Annotated in this window: 20 protein-coding genes, 1 pseudogene and 1 riboswitch; of the genes and pseudogenes, 6 read left to right on the top strand and 15 right to left on the bottom strand. The window is 42.0% G+C overall.

The window, feature by feature from the left end; translation table 11 throughout:
• Nucleotides 1-75 precede the first annotated feature (75 nt).
• Entirely contained in the window at nucleotides 76-1932 is a 1857-nt protein-coding gene (locus AAEY94_RS17550; protein WP_350979380.1) for a M14 family metallopeptidase, read from the top strand.
• Between the two features lie 344 nt (nucleotides 1933-2276).
• Here AAEY94_RS17550 and AAEY94_RS17545 read toward each other — a convergent pair whose 3' ends face one another.
• The gene (locus AAEY94_RS17545; RefSeq protein ID WP_259395433.1) at nucleotides 2277-2411 is read right to left on the bottom strand and encodes a hypothetical protein; all 135 of its coding nucleotides are present in this window, start codon (nucleotides 2409-2411) and stop codon (nucleotides 2277-2279) included.
• Between the two features lie 101 nt (nucleotides 2412-2512).
• Nucleotides 2513-2776 (bottom strand): annotated as a pseudogene (locus tag AAEY94_RS17540) (GIY-YIG nuclease family protein); the annotation flags it as partial.
• 159 nt (nucleotides 2777-2935) lie between these two features.
• Here AAEY94_RS17540 and moeA point away from each other — a divergent pair.
• Together moeA and moeB are read left to right on the top strand one after the other, a co-directional pair.
• The gene (gene moeA / locus AAEY94_RS17535) at nucleotides 2936-4189 is read left to right on the top strand and encodes a molybdopterin molybdotransferase MoeA (RefSeq protein WP_350979376.1); all 1254 of its coding nucleotides are present in this window, start codon (nucleotides 2936-2938) and stop codon (nucleotides 4187-4189) included.
• Nucleotides 4190-4196: 7 nt separating this feature from the next.
• Nucleotides 4197-4967, top strand: coding sequence for a molybdopterin-synthase adenylyltransferase MoeB (gene moeB, locus AAEY94_RS17530; protein WP_350979374.1), 771 nt, complete (start codon nucleotides 4197-4199; stop codon nucleotides 4965-4967).
• A gap of 32 nt (nucleotides 4968-4999) precedes the next feature.
• Here the strand turns inward: moeB and AAEY94_RS17525 are convergent, their stop codons facing one another.
• Entirely contained in the window at nucleotides 5000-5206 is a 207-nt protein-coding gene (locus AAEY94_RS17525; RefSeq protein ID WP_101087419.1) for a DUF2986 domain-containing protein, read from the bottom strand.
• 114 nt (nucleotides 5207-5320) lie between these two features.
• On the bottom strand, nucleotides 5321-5488 hold the full coding sequence (locus AAEY94_RS17520; protein WP_011635586.1) for a YqaE/Pmp3 family membrane protein: 168 nt from the start codon (nucleotides 5486-5488) through the stop codon (nucleotides 5321-5323).
• A gap of 155 nt (nucleotides 5489-5643) precedes the next feature.
• Here AAEY94_RS17520 and AAEY94_RS17515 point away from each other — a divergent pair, with 155 nt between their 5' ends.
• Both AAEY94_RS17515 and AAEY94_RS17510 read left to right on the top strand, forming a co-directional pair.
• Complete coding sequence (locus tag AAEY94_RS17515; protein ID WP_157822802.1) at nucleotides 5644-6849, top strand: GGDEF domain-containing protein; 1206 nt, start codon at nucleotides 5644-5646, stop codon at nucleotides 6847-6849.
• 305 nt (nucleotides 6850-7154) lie between these two features.
• Nucleotides 7155-8324 (top strand): GGDEF domain-containing protein, encoded by a 1170-nt coding sequence (locus AAEY94_RS17510; protein ID WP_182744151.1) that lies wholly within the window; start codon nucleotides 7155-7157, stop codon nucleotides 8322-8324.
• Between the two features lie 31 nt (nucleotides 8325-8355).
• On the opposite strand, the gene AAEY94_RS17505 is transcribed toward AAEY94_RS17510, so the two are convergent.
• From AAEY94_RS17505 to moaA, 11 genes are all read right to left on the bottom strand, one after another.
• Nucleotides 8356-9033 (bottom strand): TIGR01621 family pseudouridine synthase, encoded by a 678-nt coding sequence (locus tag AAEY94_RS17505; protein ID WP_350979370.1) that lies wholly within the window; start codon nucleotides 9031-9033, stop codon nucleotides 8356-8358.
• 38 nt (nucleotides 9034-9071) lie between these two features.
• Nucleotides 9072-10313, bottom strand: coding sequence for a sensor histidine kinase (locus tag AAEY94_RS17500; protein ID WP_101087467.1), 1242 nt, complete (start codon nucleotides 10311-10313; stop codon nucleotides 9072-9074).
• Between the two features lie 67 nt (nucleotides 10314-10380).
• Nucleotides 10381-11058, bottom strand: coding sequence for a response regulator transcription factor (locus AAEY94_RS17495; protein WP_041413271.1), 678 nt, complete (start codon nucleotides 11056-11058; stop codon nucleotides 10381-10383).
• Between the two features lie 13 nt (nucleotides 11059-11071).
• Nucleotides 11072-11548: a hypothetical protein gene (locus tag AAEY94_RS17490; RefSeq protein ID WP_242445167.1), complete on the bottom strand. Its 477-nt coding sequence runs from the start codon at nucleotides 11546-11548 to the stop codon at nucleotides 11072-11074.
• Between the two features lie 349 nt (nucleotides 11549-11897).
• A complete protein-coding gene (locus AAEY94_RS17485; protein ID WP_101087424.1) occupies nucleotides 11898-13019 on the bottom strand; it encodes an ABC transporter ATP-binding protein in 1122 nt (373 codons plus the stop codon).
• Nucleotides 13000-13680 carry a molybdate ABC transporter permease subunit gene (modB, locus tag AAEY94_RS17480; RefSeq protein ID WP_101087425.1) on the bottom strand — a complete coding sequence of 227 codons (681 nt, stop codon included), beginning with the start codon at nucleotides 13678-13680 and terminating at the stop codon, nucleotides 13000-13002. Before modB ends, AAEY94_RS17485 begins: the two co-directional genes overlap by 20 nt.
• Nucleotides 13680-14531, bottom strand: coding sequence for a molybdate ABC transporter substrate-binding protein (gene modA / locus AAEY94_RS17475; protein ID WP_350979367.1), 852 nt, complete (start codon nucleotides 14529-14531; stop codon nucleotides 13680-13682). The genes modB and modA overlap by 1 nt, the downstream gene beginning before the upstream one ends.
• A gap of 39 nt (nucleotides 14532-14570) precedes the next feature.
• Nucleotides 14571-15041: a molybdopterin synthase catalytic subunit MoaE gene (moaE, locus tag AAEY94_RS17470; protein WP_101087427.1), complete on the bottom strand. Its 471-nt coding sequence runs from the start codon at nucleotides 15039-15041 to the stop codon at nucleotides 14571-14573.
• Nucleotide 15042: 1 nt separating this feature from the next.
• Nucleotides 15043-15291, bottom strand: a complete 249-nt coding sequence (gene moaD / locus AAEY94_RS17465; protein WP_011635576.1) for a molybdopterin synthase sulfur carrier subunit — start codon at nucleotides 15289-15291, stop codon at nucleotides 15043-15045.
• 64 nt (nucleotides 15292-15355) lie between these two features.
• Nucleotides 15356-15832, bottom strand: coding sequence for a cyclic pyranopterin monophosphate synthase MoaC (moaC, locus tag AAEY94_RS17460; protein ID WP_101087428.1), 477 nt, complete (start codon nucleotides 15830-15832; stop codon nucleotides 15356-15358).
• A gap of 87 nt (nucleotides 15833-15919) precedes the next feature.
• Nucleotides 15920-16900 carry a GTP 3',8-cyclase MoaA gene (gene moaA, locus AAEY94_RS17455; RefSeq protein ID WP_101087429.1) on the bottom strand — a complete coding sequence of 327 codons (981 nt, stop codon included), beginning with the start codon at nucleotides 16898-16900 and terminating at the stop codon, nucleotides 15920-15922.
• Nucleotides 16888-17020: riboswitch (molybdenum cofactor riboswitch) on the bottom strand. (Overlaps the previous gene by 13 nt.)
• Before the next feature lie 236 nt (nucleotides 17021-17256).
• Between moaA and AAEY94_RS17450 the strand changes: the two genes are divergently transcribed.
• A complete protein-coding gene (locus AAEY94_RS17450) occupies nucleotides 17257-18906 on the top strand; it encodes an electron transfer flavoprotein-ubiquinone oxidoreductase (protein WP_350979364.1) in 1650 nt (549 codons plus the stop codon).
• The last annotated feature ends 155 nt before the right edge of the window (nucleotides 18907-19061 follow it).

Genomic DNA, 19061 nt, shown 5'->3' with positions numbered 1-19061 from the left:
AACTGAAACTGTTGATAGGCAGTGTTATGATGCTATTACCGTATTTCGACACCATCACCATTCACAGGGATATTCATGCGCCGCTTTTTGCTTGCTAGCTTAATGGTTAGTCCGTTACTCATCTGTTCCACTTTCACTCATGCTAACAATGCTGTGTCTGCTCCTCAAGTAACGGCAGAGCAAATAACGCATCTCGAAAACGACAGTATACTACCGCCAATTCATCCTTGGTCAGGCGCCAGTGAAAGCTTACTGTTAAGTGCAGATCAACCATGGGCAACCCCTTTTGAGCAACAAGGTTATGTTTCAAGCCCGAACTATCACGACACCATGGAATGGTTAGACAAACTCGTCGACAGCACTGACGTTTTGCAAAAAGTCAGCATTGGTAAAAGCCCCCAAGGGCGAGATATATGGATGATTATCGCGTCACAAGATGGGGTATCAACGGCACAAGCATTAAGTGACAACGGTAAAGCAACGGTATTAGTGCAAGCAGGTATTCATTCTGGTGAAATTGACGGTAAAGATGCAGGTATGATGCTGCTGCGAGATATCAGTCATCGTAACAAACGCGATTTGCTTGAAAACGTTAATTTACTATTTATTCCTATTTTCAGTGTCGATGCCCACGAGCGTAGCAGCAAATTCAATCGAGTAAATCAACGCGGGCCGGTTAATATGGGCTGGCGCACTACTGCTAACAATCTTAATTTAAACCGTGATTATGCTAAAGCTGACACTCTAGAAATGCAGCACCTCATTCAAGCGATTAATATATGGCAGCCAGACTTATACATTGATATCCATGTGACCGATGGTATTGACTACCAATACGATGTCACCTTTGGCTACAACGTTGCACAAGGCTATAGCCCAAGTATTTTTACATGGTTAGAGTCTATTTACCGCCCCGCGGTTGAACATGCATTAACAGAGCAAGGCCACATTCCGGGCCAGTTGGTATTTGCTAACGATAATACAGACATGACTAAAGGCTTGTCATTGTGGAACCCTAGCCCACGTTTTTCCAATGGTTACGGTGATGCTCGTCATTTACCGACTATTCTAATAGAGAACCATAGCCTTAAACCTTATAAGCAACGCGTTCTTGGTACCTACGTTACACTTGAACAAACTCTTAAAACGGTGGCAAAAAATAGCACCAAGCTAAAGTCTGCGATTAATGAAGACAAATATCGTAACCCAAGTAAGTTAACCATCAACTGGCAAAATGAAACCTTAGCTGAAGGAAAAGACTTTAAAGGGATTGATTACCGTGTTGAGCAAAGCCCAATCAGTGGTGACAAAGTTGTCCGCTGGACTGGAGAGCCTAAGTTATATGAAAACTTACCGATTGTGGCTAACACAAAAGCAGATATCACGGTAACTCGGCCTGTGGCTTATTATATTCCGCCACAATGGACAAACGTTATTGAGCGTTTATCTTTGCATGGCATTAGAATGACACAACTGAATAAGCCAACGTCGATAACCGCGCAGCAATATCAATTCAGCGACCCACTATTCTCAAGTGCTGATTATGAAGGTCATCAAACGGTAACGGCAACAACGACTATTCACAAAATAAATACCCTCCTGCCAGCGGGTAGCATGCGTATTCCAACCGACCAACCTTTGGGTGACTTAGCAATGCTATTACTTGAACCTCAGGCTGAGGATTCATTGTTTTATTGGGGAATGTTCAATACCATTTTTACCCGCACTGAATACATTGAAGACTATGCCGTGGAGCCTTTAGCAGCAAAAATGTTACTCGACAACCCAGCTCTACAAGCTGAGTTTGATCAAGCGCTTAAAGATCCTGATTTTGCTAAAGATAGCCAAGCAAGATTACGCTGGTTTTACCAACGCAGCCCATATTATGACAATGAATACATGAAGTATCCGGTGTTGCGGGCGTCTAAATAAGCTTCAACGCTATATAGACAATGAGATTAAATAACGCCGTATCACTCCATAAGTGCTGCGGCGTTTTTTGTGGGATAAGGTAAATCAATCCATAAATCTTGATTTTGAAAAGGTGTTTGTGGCGCTAACGGTGAATTAGTTAAGTCAAAAATTCGACTGTGGCAATATCGACTCAGTGGGAACATATCTCGAGTTGTTTCATACTGCTCAATAAACTCATGTAGCTGACCTGTCGCAATGAATGCCTCTAAACCTTGAGTAATGCGTTGCGCTAAGCGTGGATGGTCATTGCTAACAACAATATCCGCCGAGCCATAATCGTCAGCGGTTTGGGTTAATAGCAGCTATAACAAGTCGTAATAATATTGGTAAGTGGTATTTTCTGAAGATTGAGCTGGTTGAATGCGTACTTGTTGTACCGCTGAAGGAAATGCAGTGCAACACATGATCAGCGCAACACTCATTAACGACTTGACCATTGTGGATTAACCATTGAGATTCCATCATTTCAGTCTAGTCGTAAAAAAACTGTAAACCAAAATTTTGATATGAAAAACTTATAAATATAGGTAACTTATCGTTACCGTGGACGGGTTAACTCATACTGTTCAATCAATAATAATTTTTGCTGGCGAGTATATTTTTTAACAGCAATTTCGCGTTTTGACGCTTCACTTCGATCAGCTAATGATTCTTGATAAACTAGGGTTAACGGGCCTTTCCCTCTTAAATATTTAGCCGCTTTAGGACCACTGGCTTGATGCTCGCCAAAACGACGAGCAATATCCGTGGTGATACCGGTGTATAAATGCGAGTTTGCACAGCGAATAATGTATAAGTACCAATCGGTATTGGGGTTATTTTTCGACATAAAATATAAAACCTTAAGTGTGATCATAAAACTCTTGTGCCATCATGGCATACTAAGCACCATTAAAAGCAAAGACCTATTTCAGCCAAGATACAGTTGATAGTATTTTAGCGATTCATTAAGGAAGTTCTGATGTCCAGTAATCAAGACCCTTGCGCTCAACCAACATTGCTTCATCCCGATCAAGCAATTGAGCAACTTTTAGCTCAAGTTGAAGCAACCCAAGATACCGAGCTCGTCACATTAACCCAGGCTATCGATAGAGTGCTAGCGGAAGATCTAGCATCGAGTATTGATTTACCCCCATTTGATAACTCGGCAATGGACGGTTATGCATTTCGTTTTACCGATTTAGCCGCATCACAGGATAAAACAACCCTTACCCTCGTGGGTAGTTCTTTTGCAGGCCACCCTTTCGATGGCCAAGTATCACCCAATAGCTGTATTCGTATTATGACCGGCGCCCCTGTACCTGTGGGTTTTGATACCGTGCAAATGCAAGAAAAAGTCCAAGCCGACGATAATCAAATTACCATCGAGCACCCACATCGATTAGGCGCTAATGTCCGCCGTCGCGGTGAAGAGCTGCTTGCAGGTGCCAAAGTATTGCACAAAGGCATCACTATCCGCGCAGCTGAAATGGGCGTACTCGCCACTATCGGTATTAGCCAAGTTAGAGTGACACGTAAACTAAAAGTCGCCTTCTTTTCCACTGGTGATGAGTTACGCCCTGTAGGAAGTGAACTGGCTCCCGGACAAATTTATGATTCTAACCGTTATTCAATCCAAGGCTTACTCAGTAAAAGCCATGTTGACTGGGTTGATTTAGGCGTAATAGCCGACAATAAAGAAGCCATTCGTGGTGCATTTAAAGAAGCAGCCAGCAAGGCTGATATGGTATTAACATCTGGCGGAGTCTCAGTGGGTGAAGCTGACTTTACTAAACAAATTTTGTCTGAAGAAGGCCAGATTACCTTTTGGAAGCTCGCTATTAAACCAGGCAAGCCATTCGCATTTGGTAAAATAGATAACGCTATTTTTTGCGGTTTGCCCGGTAATCCCGTTTCTTCGATGGTAACGTTTTATAAACTCGTGTTGCCCATTTTACATAAAATGCAGGGACTTAAGCCTGTTAAACCGTTATTTTGCCAAGCAAAGTTACTGACCGATATACGTAAATACCCTGGTAGAGTCGAATATCAACGCGGCATACTCAGTCGAAATGAATTGGGCGAACTTGAAGTAGCGATTACTGGCGGCCAGGGCTCAGGCATGCTCACATCAATGAGTTTAGCTAATTGTTTTGTGATATTAGATCAATTCCAAGGCGACACGCCAACAGGCGCACAAGTCACCGTAGAGCCTTTTAATAACGTGTTGTGTTAGGAATAGTATGGATTCACTTGATCAAGAGATACTCACTGATAATGAAATGCTGCGCTATAGCCGGCAGATCTCTATTAAGGCTATCGATATCGATGGCCAAGAAAAGCTCAAGCTTGCCAAAGTATTAATTATTGGTGCTGGTGGTCTAGGCTGTGCAGCAAGTCAATACCTTGCTGTGGCTGGGGTTGGTGAAATCACCTTAGTTGATTTTGATACCGTAGAGCTGTCTAATTTGCAGCGCCAAGTATTGCACTATGACGCTAATATTGGTCAAGCAAAAGTTGAATCGGCTAAACAAACACTGATGCAGCTAAATCCATTGATTAATATCAAGACTATTAATGCGCTATTAGATGATGATGAGATAAACGTGTTGGTGAGTCAACATAGCTTAATTCTGGATTGCACAGACAATATGTTAGTGCGTGAACAGCTTAATAAAAGCTGTTTTGAGCACCAAGTGCCTTTAGTGTCGGCCGCGGCTATTAGAATGGAAGGCACTGTTACAGTATTTGACTACCAACAAGACAGCCCTTGCTATCAATGCTTTAGTGCTTTATTTGGTGAACAACAATTAACGTGTGTTGAGGCAGGTATTCTTGCGCCTGTGGTCGGCATGATTGGCTGCATTCAAGCAACAGAAGCAATCAAAGTCATCACGGCTATCGGCGAGCCATTAACGGGGAAGTTGTTAATGATTGATGCGATGACCATGGAGTTTAGGCAAATGCGTTTACCTAAACAACCACATTGTAAAGTATGCGGTGTTAATCCGTAGATAAAATCATCTCTAGGGTCATCGCTATAGTGTTACAGTGCTGGCGAATGTACAGCGCCAGAGTCGCTTAATGCGCTATCAGCTAAATCGGCTGTTGGCGCTATAACCAATTGAGCTTGGGCAAGCTGTGCACGTTCTGCTTTGGCAATATAAGGCGATTTATTAGCAGCATGCAGCTTAGCATTGGCTTTTTTTGCTTTAGCTTTCAGAGTTTGATTAATTTTCTTTTTACGGTTCATATTGGTCACTTGATAGCATTTCTACGAGGTAATTATAATCTCAAACTGATTAAAACCCTATAGATTCCAGCTTATCAGTGACCAAACAACATCAATAGCATAGGGTATTAAACATTATTCTTGTAAGACTACCCACAAAGCATGAACAAGCCCTGGTACAAAAAAGAAAATACATAATAAGATATTTATTAATAAGTCTTTACCCATGCCTTTTTTGAGCAAAACTGCTACAGGCGGCAGTAAAATCGCAATAATCACCAGTAATAATTTATTAGAATCCATTTTAGTTACCTTATTTAAGTTGATTAATTTAGCTAAAGTTATTATAAAAATAGTATACGATACAATTTGTTAACTAGGACAATTAGCCTATTATTCTAGCTACACTTTTGATATCAAATTATGGAATAGTCTTATTCACGATACTAATGAGTCATATGGAACATAACCAAAGTATTATTTTTGTTCAATTCTTTAGCTTAATCGCAGTAAGTTGCGCCATAGCTTGGACATTGCTTGCCAGTCTATTACGCATCGCACCTAAAGCCAGTTGGTGTTTCGCCGCTACCAATATTTGTACTCTTATTGGCATTTTGCTTTATACCCAACGTACTGAAGCAATTAACTATTTATACTGGTTTGTGGCAGACATGACAATACTTGTGGGGTTTGCTCTAGTGCGTTGGGGCTGCCAACATTTATTTAAACAGCCTTTATCTTACCGATTTGATCTGATATTGCTGGCAACCACCGCATTATTAATGCTGTTGGTCCCACCATCCCTGACCTATGCAGTCTACTTAGTTATTGTAATGAGTATTACCGCAGCAACGTTCATCACCCTTAGTGGTATTGATAATTTTCGGGCGGTAAAAAAACACTTACCGCTGTATTATGCGGCGTTGATTAACGTGCCTTTTTTCACCATTGGCTTACTGTTTATCATTCGCGCAGGGGTTTTATTGCTTTTTCCCGATGAACTTGCCAACATTTCAGCAGCAGACAAGCTTAACTCATCGTTAGTCATGTGGAGCTACATCATATTACTGCTACTCACTAACCTAGTATTGTTTGGTAATGCGCTGACGCGCTTAGTTTACAAGGTCGCCAGATTAGCCAATAAAGATCAGCTAACGGGCTTATGGAACAGGCACTCTTTATTGAACAAGCTCGAAGAAGTTGACGCCCTATGGCTTCGAAATGGGTTGGCATATAGTTTAATGGTACTCGACTTAGACCACTTCAAACGCATTAACGACACCTACGGTCATTTAGCGGGTGACTTGGTGCTCAAGAATACCGCCGACATATTACAACAATCATTGAGGAAAATTGATTTCATTTGCCGTTATGGTGGTGAGGAGTTTTTAATCATACTGCCATTAACCAATAAAAAAGAAGCTCAAATAGTGGCCGAAAAAGTACAGCAAAAAATCAATGAAAATACGGTTTTATGGCAGAAGACCCATATCAATACCACTCTCAGCATTGGTTATGCTACCTGTAAAACCCACCTCAGTATTGAACAATTATTACAACTCGCTGACGACGCTATGTACCTTGCTAAAAGTAAAGGCCGCAATACAATTTGCTCAATGGATTCAATGGAAGAATCAACTGTTAAGTCAACACAGCAACTGTAATCAACTCAAACATAGAATTCATAATGCACATCATCATCTTTAACCAATAACAGCCTAAAAATCTATTCTAGATAATAAACGCTTTTATTTAGCTATCTAGTGACCAGGGCTTGCCAGAGAGGCTTGTTACAAAAAATAGCATTGGCCATCATAAATTTTAAGTAAATCCATCTTATTGATTTCCACCATCAGTTAATTAAATTAACGTTAAATAGAAAACATTAAACTAAAATATTGCCATTAAAAAATTTTTACACTAGCCTCAATGGCATATTTAATAAGAAATTACCTTTATATGCATCTTTATGACGGAACATGAATCCACACAAATATTAATGCAAGTATTGTGTTTACTCGCAGCTGCAGCAACCGCCTCTTGGTGGGTTATGGCTTATCCAATGAGAGTTGCACCTAAGGCAAGTATTCATTTTTCATTAGCAAATTTATGCGTACTGATTGGCATGTTGCTTTACACCCAACGAACAGACCAACCTAGTTACCTTTATTGGTTCACGGCTGATGTAATGATCTTACTTGGACTGAGTACTCTTCGCTGGGGTGCACAAAGACTATACAGATTACCCAGTAGCAAATTATTCGATTTAACCGTCATCACTATGGCGGCGATATTGATGCTTTTGGTCACACCACAGCGCACAGAAGCCGTTTATTTGGTCTCTATTTTATCTTTAGCGGCATCAATATTATTTTTTGGGCTAGCTCGAGATCATTTACACGCATTTAGAGATACATTTACGGCTTTTGCTACCAACTGGTTAGTTATCCCAATAGCATTAATTGGCTGTTTATTTCTACTAAGGCCCATCATACTGTTATTTTTTCCAGACAAAATCACTGTTTTTGCCACCTTAAACACGGCTGATGCTAAACCGACACTATGGGTATATATCATACTGATATTACTTGTTAACATTTTAATTGTGGGTAACTCCATCAACAAGCTCGTGACAAAAATCCTCACCCTTGCCAACCGTGATGCTCTTACCGGTATTTGGAATCGTCATTCTCTTGATAAGCAATTACAACACATCCACAGTAGTTGGCACACTTCCAACATACCTTACTGCATCCTCTTAATCGATTTAGACCACTTTAAAGCGATTAATGATAATTGGGGTCATGCTATGGGGGATATTGTGCTGGAGAAATCAGCGAATGCTATTAATAATGTTATTCGGAATGACGATTTTTTATGCCGTTATGGCGGCGAAGAGTTTCTGATTTTATTACCAAACTGCACTCTAGAACAAGCTCATCAAATGGCTTCACGATGCCAGCAAGTACTTGCCGACCTTATTATTGATACAGGGGAAAATAAACTTGCCATTACTGCTAGTATCGGTTGTGCGATTGTCACACCAGACACACCAATTAAGCATATTCTAGCGCGAGCCGACAAAGCCATGTATAGCGCAAAAAAAGCGGGCCGTAATTGCATTGAGACAGCAGCTTAAGTTTACCTCTGATAGGAGTAATAGGCAGAGATTAGTCTTTACTAGGCCACGATAAGTCATTCGGTGATTGCCATTGGTTCATCATAAGTTGTTGGCACTCAGGTAACAAAAACTGCTTACCAAACTGAGGCAGTTGCTGGAAACAATAAACCTGCTCTAGAAAGGTAAAATGCAAACTATAGGCATGTAAATAACATCTATCGCTCAGCTCATCACCATAGAGTTTATCGCCTAAAATAGGCACACCAATACTGGCTAAGGCCACTCTTAATTGATGGGTTTTGCCACTCAGCGGTTTTAGTAAATACATCCGCATACCAGAGGCAATACTCTGACTAAAAAACTGTGTCACTGCAGGGTTTTCTGTGGTTCGCAGTAACTTATACATACTGCGACGCGACTTAGCCATATCGCCAATAATCAAGCCTTGTTTCTTTTTAGGTTTACCACAAGCTATCGCCAAATAATATTTTTGAACTTTATGCTCAGTAAACATTTTGGTAAACACATTTGCAGCCTGAGGGGATTTAGCCACAATCAGTAAACCGGAAGTCGGTGTATCGAGCCGATGAACAGGGTAAAGCTTATAACCTAAATCAGCCTCAGCCTGTGCAATCACTCCAGCATTGCCATCTTGGCTATGAAAATGAACATTCACGGATTTACTGATGACAATAAAGTCTGTTTGATCACTGATCACTTGGTACATATATTATCCAACAACGATTAAATGGGAGGCTTGCGAGGTTATTTAAAGTGAATACTCACGAGTAAACCAGGGTTATTATCGAGTAGTGAAATCGTCGCTTTGTGACGCGATAGAATAGCCTTTACCATCGATAATCCTAAACCAGTGCCTTTGTAATGGCGGCTAGGGTCTAAACGCACTAAGCGATCGAATACACGCTCTTTATCCTCGTCAATAATACCCGGTCCATTATCACTAATTTGAATGTGTTTACCGTGTTGAATAATATTAATCGTGGCGCCATTAGGTGAATACTTTATCGCGTTATCCACTAGATTAAATAATGCCTGAAACAACAAATACTTATCGCCATTCACGTGAACATCATCTGCTAGACTAATACTCAATACTTGGTCGTGACTCTCGGCAATCACCTCAGCCATTTCAAATAAATCTTGGCAGATTTGCTGTAAACTCACCGGCTGTAAATCAAGCGTTTGCTGACCTTCTTCGATGCGCGTTAACGATAACATGGCATCGAAAGTTCCCAAACAGTGATCTAACTCTTCGAGTAACTCAGCAGTGGCATCGGCAAGTTCAGCTGTAGGTTTTTGCGACAATAGCTCAATACCAATGCGCAAATGCGATAATGGCGTGCGTAAATCATGGGCAATGTTATCGGTCACCCCGCGAACGGCTCGTAAGTTTTGCTCTAAGGTGTCGAGTACTAAATTAAATTGCCGTGCCAGCATGTCAAATTCATCTTGGCTTTCGCTTACTGGCAGACGGGTTTCATAGTGTCCAGCTTCAATCTGTTCACTCAAACGGTTGTATTCGACCAGTCGTCTCAAAATGGCTTTTGAGAAAATATACCCTAACGCTAGCGTGAGCCCTAAAGTGAATGCAACGGCCCAAAATGCAGCGTTAATAAACTTCTCGATTAAAGCCGCGAGTTGATCGGTACGTGTAGCAATTAATACTGGGCCATAACGGGTGATAACTAAGCCACCAGTAAGAATATGCAGTTTATCTGGACCACCAGTAAAGATAGGGAAATCTTTCGTTTCAGGCAGTTGTGGCATATTTTCGGGTAAGAAAGTCAATGCGCCCACCATATCTACACTGTTGCGCCAGGCAATCAGTGCAGTTTTAGGATCGGCAGCACGAATTTGAGCCGCAAAACTGCGACGGTTAACCGTTAATGCTAACTGTTGATAGCGCTGCATTTCTGCAGCTAGATGTTTATCTACTTGATTTTGTTGCTCGATCACTAACTGTCTATAGAGACTAAGCACCAACATAACAATGAGTATGGTTACTAATGTCGAGAAGATCAGCGTGATCCGCCACGCACTACTTTGGTAAGGCTTAATGCCTTTTACAAAGGCGATATCCAGCCCCTCTAACGGTTTCAATTAACTCACCATGCCCAAGCTCTTCAAACTTGCGACGTAACTTGGCAATATGCACATCAATCACATTGGTGCGAGGATCAAAATGGTAGTCCCATACAGCTTCAAATAATAATGTGCGGCTAATCACTTGATTAGGATGCTCCATCAAATACTTAAGCAATTGAAATTCTTTTGGTTGTAGCATTAACTCGCTATCGTCAAGGGTGACTTTACGGGTTAATAATTCCATCTTTAAACTGCCCACTTCAATTTCGGTGGCAGCCGGTTCAACCACGTTACGTTGCGCAAGTTTTTCTGCACGGACTAACAATTCTGCAAAGGCAAATGGCTTGGTCATGTAGTCATCACCGCCCGCACGTAAACCTTTTACACGCTCGTCAACATGACTTAATGCCGATAAAATAAGTACTGGTGTTTTATTACCACTGGTACGCAGAGCAGACAATAATGTTAAGCCGTCTAGCTTTGGTAACATGCGATCGAGGATCAGTAAATCATATTGGTTATGCTTGGCTAACGTGAGGCCTTCTTGACCATCAGTCGCGCTATCAACTTGATATTTCTGAGCCGTAAATCCGTCGGCTACATACTTTAACGTAGTAGCATCATCTTCAACCAATAAAATACGCATAGTCATAGAGTCTTTAATCCCATTTGAGCAAAGGTAGTGGACGTAGAGTCTCAATATCGAAAGCAATAGTATTTCTACTATCTTGATTGAGTAACTTTAGTTCGAGATAACTAATTGATAAATCGTGGTCCAATTCCGCCTGTGTTAAATATCCTTGTTGGTTTTCAATCGCGAGGGTCACTAATTCTGAAAACTTCATATGCTTAGCTTGCAGCATTTTTGCCGCATTAACTTGGCCAATATCATCAGAGGCATAAGCAGACGATTTTTCAGTTAATAATGTACCGTCTAAGGCTCGGTATTCGTATTTATTGATTCGGTGAGTCTCTACGTTAACCATAGAAATCTTATACACCAACAAACCTTCTTCAACATCAACATCAAAGTCACATATGGTGCCTTCGTCTTGTTGCTCTAATTGTTCCATGACCGTTATTGGCTTTAAAAAGTCGCCATTGATCAATAAAGAGTGCATAGATGGTGTGGCCATCACGGCACAAGGAAGAAAGCATATTGCTAGCAGCAACCGAACCATCACAAGCCTCTATATAATTGAAAATTCTATCACACGCCTACTCTACCTAAGAGCAGCCAAAGTCCCAAGAAATCTAAGATTAATAATTGATCATAAATACCATTTTTCAGTGAGATGGGCTGTCATGACACAACATTTTTTAGAAATGTGAGAGCGGGTAAACCTATACAAATCAGCACAAATGGGAAGGTTTTATATCAAATGCGCTATTTAGGTCGCTAAATGGCCTTATTCAAACATCAATCACCGGTTTATTATCAGAAATCTGACATTCTGAGCAGTAAAAATGATTATTTAACCTTGGTTATCCGAGTTCAGACTGTGCACTTAAAATATGAATTTGATCGGACTTAAGCGCAATAGTCGTTTGCACCCCTGGCGCTAAGGCTAACTTATGCACTAAATGTGTCGGCACGTCTGCATTGATAATGGATCCAATGCCTACAACTGACGCTATCACTCGTGATGATTCACCCATCACCAACACAGATTCAATTAGTACTTCTAATTTATTTAAGCTTTTACACAGACGACCGCTGCTAATGGCGTTAAAGCGAATACCTTGATTTGGAATAACCCAACGGATAGATTGGCCGACAGTTAATGTTGGTGCACTGTCGCTGACAATCAATTCATCACCTAGTGTAAATTGGGTCATATTACGTTCAATATCTTGCGATACGACTTGACCGTCAAAAATATTCCTCAAGCCCATTTGCCGTGCAACCGCTTCGTTATTAGGATGAGATAGTACCTCAAATGGTTTGCCTTGTTGCAGCATTTGCCCCTGACTGATCAGTATCATCTTATCGGCCAGTAACAATGCCTCATGGATGTCATGCGTTACCATGACCACGGGAATAGACAATTGCTGCTTTAAGCGAGCTAACTCAATATACAAGCGTTCGCGGGTTTCTCGGTCTACCGCAGAAAAGGGTTCATCTAACAGTAGGATCGCCGGCTCACGCGCGAGAGCACGGGCAAGCGCAACTCGTTGACGTTGTCCACCAGACAATTGTGCGGGTAAGCGATCAGGCAACCCATGTAAATTGACACGTTCTAGCCAATCTAACGCTCGTTGCTTTCGTAATTCTTTCGGCACATGATCGAGCCCAGAAATAACATTGTCGAGTGCCGATAAATGTGGAAACAGGCCAAAATGCTGTGGCATATAACCGATGTGTCGCTGCTGGGGAGTTAACGAAATAGACTGCTCTGCATCAAACCATAATCTATCACCACAATGAATGTGGCCCCGTTGAGGTAGACTCAAACCGGCAATCATTCTCAGTAAGGTGGTTTTACCGCCACCAGAAGGGCCAACTACGGCTAGCACTTCACCAGCCCGACAACTGAAGTGAGCTTCCAATGGAATGGGCAATGTTTGTGAAATATCACATATAAGGTCAGCGTTGTGAGGCACCACGATGCCCTCCTAAGCGCTTCGACATACTTGTAGTGAGCGCTAACGCACTCACCGCAAACAACAATAATACCAAAGACATCATTCCTGCAGAATCGAAATCGAATGCCTGCACACTATCATAAATCGCTATTGAAATGGTTTTGGTTTCACCGGCAATGTTACCGCCCAACATCAACACCACACCAAATTCGCCCAATACATGGGAAAAACACAGTACAACGGCCGTTAATACACCAGGCCATATCATAGGTAATTCTATTCGAAAAAATATCCGTAATCGACTCATGCCACAGCAAGCTGCGGCATCACGAATATCGATAGGAATGGTTTCAAAAGCACGTTGAATAGGCTGAACCGCAAAGGGAATATTGACGATAATGGAAGCGATTACCAATCCTGAGAAATGAAACACCAATTGTTGGCCGGTTAACTGCTCAACCCATTGACCAATCATGCTCTGATTACCTAACCCTACTAGCAGGTAATAACCAATGACTGTTGGCGGTAACACTAACGGCACCATGATCAAAGCTTCAAGCCATGATTTACCTTTAAATTGGCGATATGCCAACGCCCGCCCGACAATAATGGCCAACGGAATTAACAATACTACGGTAAAACAACTCAGTTTGACCGACAGCCACAGAGCTTGCCAATCCATTAATCAGCCTTCTTAACAGCAGGTTTGGGTAAATTAAACCCAAATTGAGTTAATACTTCCTGTGCATCTGCTGATTGCATGTATTGATAAAATCGCTCCGCAGTTTCAGATGCATTAGGCATTAATGCCATCCGTTGATTAAGCGGTTGATATAGCGAATCAGGGATAACCACATAGTTACCACGCTTGGTAAATTCAGGAGATAGCACCAATGATAACGGCACAATACCACCTTGAGTCGATCCACTAATGGTAAATTGGGCAGCTTGTGAAGCATTTTCACCTAAAATCAGTTTAGGTTGCAGTGCGTCCCACAAACCTTTCGCTTTAAGGACTTCACGCGCACGTTCACCATAGGGAGCATGATCAGGATTTGCTATTGCAAAACGAGACACCTTTCCATCGGCGATTAATTGCGCTAACCCAACTAACTCAGGATCTAAAATTAACGGCGACTTCTTAGGTGCAGCAAGAGCAAGCCGACCGATGGCATAAACAACGCCATCATTTTGGGTAAAGCCCGCTTGATGTAACCGCTCAATATAATCTTCATCGGCACTGAGCATCATCTCAAACGGTGCACCATGCTGAATTTGGGTGACAAAATTACCCGAAGAACCATAACTGATCCGCAGAGCCAAACCGGTTTGCTGCTGAAAACGTATCGCTATCTCGTCTACTGCAAATTTTATGTTGGCAGCCGCAGCAATCGCAGGAGCATCACTCGCGACACTTAAAGAACTAAACCCTACAGTACTAACAATGGCAAAGAATAATGCGATAGCGCCAGCCCGGAATCGGGGCAGATATGAGTATGAACGCTGAGTAATGTTGGCGTTAATGAAAGACATTGAGGGTTTATCCTTGCTATGTACGAGCCATATAGACGATTACTTTTGCCACATTTTGGCTGCTTGCTGATCGCTATCACGCGCTTCAACCCACTTAGCGCCAGTATCACCTGCTTCAAGCTTCCAAAAAGGCGCTTTCGTTTTTAAAAAATCGATTAAAAACTCACATGCCGCAAAAGCCGCTTTACGATGAGCGCTAGTCACACCAATAAACACAATTTGCTCACCAAGCGACAACGTACCCACTCGATGAATAATCGTCACTTTATTTAAAGGCCAACGTTCACAAGCCTGTTGGCTAATCTGCAGTAATACTGATTCAGTCATACCAGGATAATGTTCGAGGGTTAAGTCAGTTACAGCGCTGCCATCATTAAAGTCTCGTACTTTGCCAACAAAATTAACCACGGCACCGTCCTGATTATCACAGGCAAGTAAGGCGTATTCATCAGCGACACTAAAGTCTTCCGTATGGACTCGTACAACAATTTGGTTGCTATGATGTTCCATGTTATCCCCCTGTGACTGGAGGGAAAAAGGCCACTTCATCGCCATCATTTACCGGTGAATCCCACTGACTCATGGTTTGATTAATCGCCACCAGCAATTTGTCTGATGCCAACACTTTGGCCCATTTATCATCAGTAGCGGCAAGCGCTGCACGTAATGCTTCTGCAGTATCAATATTATCGCCACTGTGTTCAACTTTAGCGGTGCCTAATAACTCACGGATTTGCGCAAAAAATAACACTTGGATCATAGTGGTCTCTCAATGCATTTATTCATAACAAATATTGGGTTTATGTTAGTTCGTAATGGCCGAATTAGACTTTAAAATGACCCGATTTCCCGCCGCGTTTTTCAAGCAAACGAACTTGAGAAATAATCATGTCTTTTTGTACGGCTTTACACATGTCGTAAATGGTTAAGGCTGCCACAGAAGCTGCGGTTAGCGCTTCCATTTCAACACCGGTTTTACCCGACAACTTGCACAAACTGGTAATGCGCACGCGGTTATGCTCAGGCTGAGCTTCAAGCTCCACCTCCACCTTAGTCAGCATCAAAGGATGACATAATGGGATCAAATCAGATGTTTTCTTAGCCGCTTGAATACCGGCAATACGTGCGGTAGCAAATACATCACCTTTGTGATGGCTGCCATTCATGATCATGGCTAAGGTATCTGGTGCCATATCAATAAAAGCTTCAGCGCGGGCTTCGCGCTCAGTGACGGCTTTTTCAGTCACATCGACCATATGGGCATTGCCATCGGCGTTAATATGGGTAAAACAATTGCTCATGCTTTTTTACTGCCTTAATCAAATTCAATGTCCATCGACTGAGCGTCACAAGTATTGCCGCGTCAGTCGGTTTAACTCAATAACGGCTTAACCACCAATAGAGGCAAGGTGTTGAGTCACACCTGTAATGCCTTGATGTAAAAAGTGGGTTTCTTTTTTCTGCGCTAATTGACCGTGTAAGCGGCTAATTAATTCATCTCGCTGCGAAGGGTTTTGTATTAAATCGCGTAAATCGACGCCATTTTCAGTAAACAAACATAAATGTAATTTACCCTTTGCAGAAACTCGTAAGCGGTTACAGCTGGCACAGAAATTCTTGGCGTAAGGCATAATTAATCCAATACGACCTTGATAATCTGCATGGCTGAAGTTTTGCGCAGGACCATCATCAACACTTGGCAAGTCATATAACCAGCCTTCTCGCTCAAGTTGTTTTTTAATGTCTACACCCGCCAAATGATGCGCATTGAAGTAGTCGTGACCTAAACCGGTTTCCATTAATTCAATAAAACGTAAATCAATAGGCGTGTTTTTAATCCACTGTAAAAAACGCGGTAAATCTTTGTCGTTTAAGCCTTTCAATAATACGGCATTGACTTTAACTCGCTCAAAACCCGCTTCAAGAGCCGCGTCAATACCGCGCATTACTTGGTCGAACTTATTTTCGCCAGTAATTTGATAAAACATTTTAGGATCTAAGCTATCAACAGACACATTAATGCGCCGTAAACCTGCGTCATACCATTCTTTGGCATGTTGCTGTAAACGGTACCCATTGGTGGTCATCGCTACGGTATTAATATTGGGATTGTCGGCAACGATCCGCACAATATCTGTGAAATCCTTGCGTAGAGTGGGCTCGCCACCAGTGATACGAACTTTTTGTGTGCCTACCTCACCGAAACCGGCAACCAGATTTTCAATCTCGTTGAGGGTTAAGAAGGTAGGTTTACCATCCGGACGATAACCGTCGGGTAAACAATAAGTGCATTTGAAATTGCAAACATCAGTAACTGACATCCGCAAATAGTGAAATCGTCGACCAAAGCTGTCTTGTAGTTGGGACATGTTAACCTTTCCAAGTGTGGGAGGTGAGTGCATTTCTTTACTCACCCCGGTGGCAAAATTACCACGGCTAACTGCCCATATCATTGACGTAGGGCAAAAAGCTCGGAGAACCGTCAGATCCAATTATAGGCCTAAATACCGTTTTACAAATACCCCTTTAGGTGAATATCTTAGCTTGAAAGACTATATCGTTATCTATTTGTGACTCGACTCACGCTAACAAGATTGAGTTTGCCACTGTGACAAACGTTCATTTTGCGGTAAGGTGAGTAAAGGATAAACGATCGTTTACTTATTTTAATCGTTATAAAAAACAATAAACCCGCAATGAACGGGAAACTTTGAAAGGTGAGAAGATGGAACGCGAGTCAATGGAGTTCGACGTAGTAATTGTCGGTGCTGGCCCTGCAGGTTTGGCGACCGCTTGTCGTTTAATGCAAATATCTAAAGATGCCGATAAAGAAATCACTGTTTGCGTGGTAGAAAAAGGCTCTGAGGTTGGTGCTCATATTTTATCGGGTGCCGTATTTGAACCCGATGTACTGGACGAATTATTTAATGATTGGCGTGATTCAGACATCCCGCTGACTACCAAAGTCACTCATGACGAAATCTACCTGCTAAACTCAGAGACAAAATCTCGCTTAATGCCCAACAGTTTAGTGCCTAAAACAATGCACAATGATGGTAACTACATTATTAGTGTGGGTAACTTAGCTCGCTGGTTAGCCAACCGAGCTGAAGCCATGGGCGTAGAGATTTTCCCAGGTTTTGCAGCCAGTGAATTACTGTTTAATGAAGATAACAGCGTTAAAGGCATTTTAATCGGTGATATGGGTGTTGGCGAAAATGGTCAACATAAAGACAGCTATATGCCGGGTATGGAATTGCATGCCAAATACACCGTATTTTCAGAAGGCTGCCGTGGCCATTTAGGTAAGCAACTGATCCAAAAATACCATTTAGACAATGGTAAAACGCCACAGCATTATGGCTTAGGCTTTAAAGAAATTTGGAAAATCCCTGCAGAGCAACATCAACAGGGTAAAGTGGTTCATACCGGTGGCTGGCCTCTCGTGGATGGCTCATCTGGTGGTGGATTCCTGTACCACATGGAAGACAACCAAGTTGCTGTAGGGTTAATTATTGATTTAAACTATAAAAACCCTCATCTCAGTCCATTTGATGAGTTTCAACGCTATAAAACACACCCAGTGATTGCCGAAACATTAACTGGCGGTGAGCGCTTATCCTATGGTGCTCGCGCCCTTGCCAAAGGCGGCTTAAATTCATTACCTAAAATGAGTTTTCCTGGTGGTTTAATCATTGGCTGTAATGCGGGTACGCTTAACTTTGCCAAAATCAAAGGCACGCATACGGCAATTAAAAGCGGTATCATCGCGGCAAAAACCTTAGGCGAAGGCTTAATTGCCGGGCTTGAAGGCGGCAAAGATCTCGACTGTTTCCAAGACCGCTTCGAAAAAAGCTGGCTACATGAAGAGCTTTATAGCTCGCGCAACTTTGGTCCTGCTATGCATAAGTTTGGCACGCTAATCGGTGGCGCCTTTAACTATATCGACCAAAATTGGTTTGGTGGCAAGTTTCCGGTGACGTTTAGAGACATGACCCCAGATTACGCCACGATGGGCTTAGCTAGCGATTACAATAAAATTGACTATCCTAAACCTGACGGCAAGTTGAGTTTTGATAAGTTATCGTCGGTATATCTGTCGAATACTTTTCATGAAGAAGATCAGCTGTGTCATTTACATCTAAAAGACCAAAGCATCCCAATATCGGTTAACTTAGTTAAATTTGATGAACCCGCGCAACGTTACTGTCCTGCCGGGGTTTATGAAGTTGTTGAAGCAGCCGGCGACAAAAAGTTTGTCATTAATGGTCAAAATTGCATTCACTGTAAAACTTGTGACATTAAAGACCCAAGCCAAAACATTACCTGGGTCACACCAGAAGGCGGCGGCGGGCCAAACTATCCAAATATGTAAGCGAACCAATAGTTAAAATATTGGCACAGTCAATAAAACGCACTTAAATATAGGTGCGTTTTTTTTGTTTTATCGACTATCATTACCCACATAAAATCAAAACAACCTACACCAAAAGGCTATTTTGCTGACTGAATCAACTTAGCAGCAAAATA

This window comes from Shewanella sp. AC34-MNA-CIBAN-0136, assembly GCF_040309945.1.
Taxonomy (GTDB): Bacteria; Pseudomonadota; Gammaproteobacteria; order Enterobacterales; family Shewanellaceae; genus Shewanella.
The sequence above is the reverse complement of the archived record's forward strand: the minus strand, read 5'-3'. Positions and strand labels throughout refer to the sequence as shown.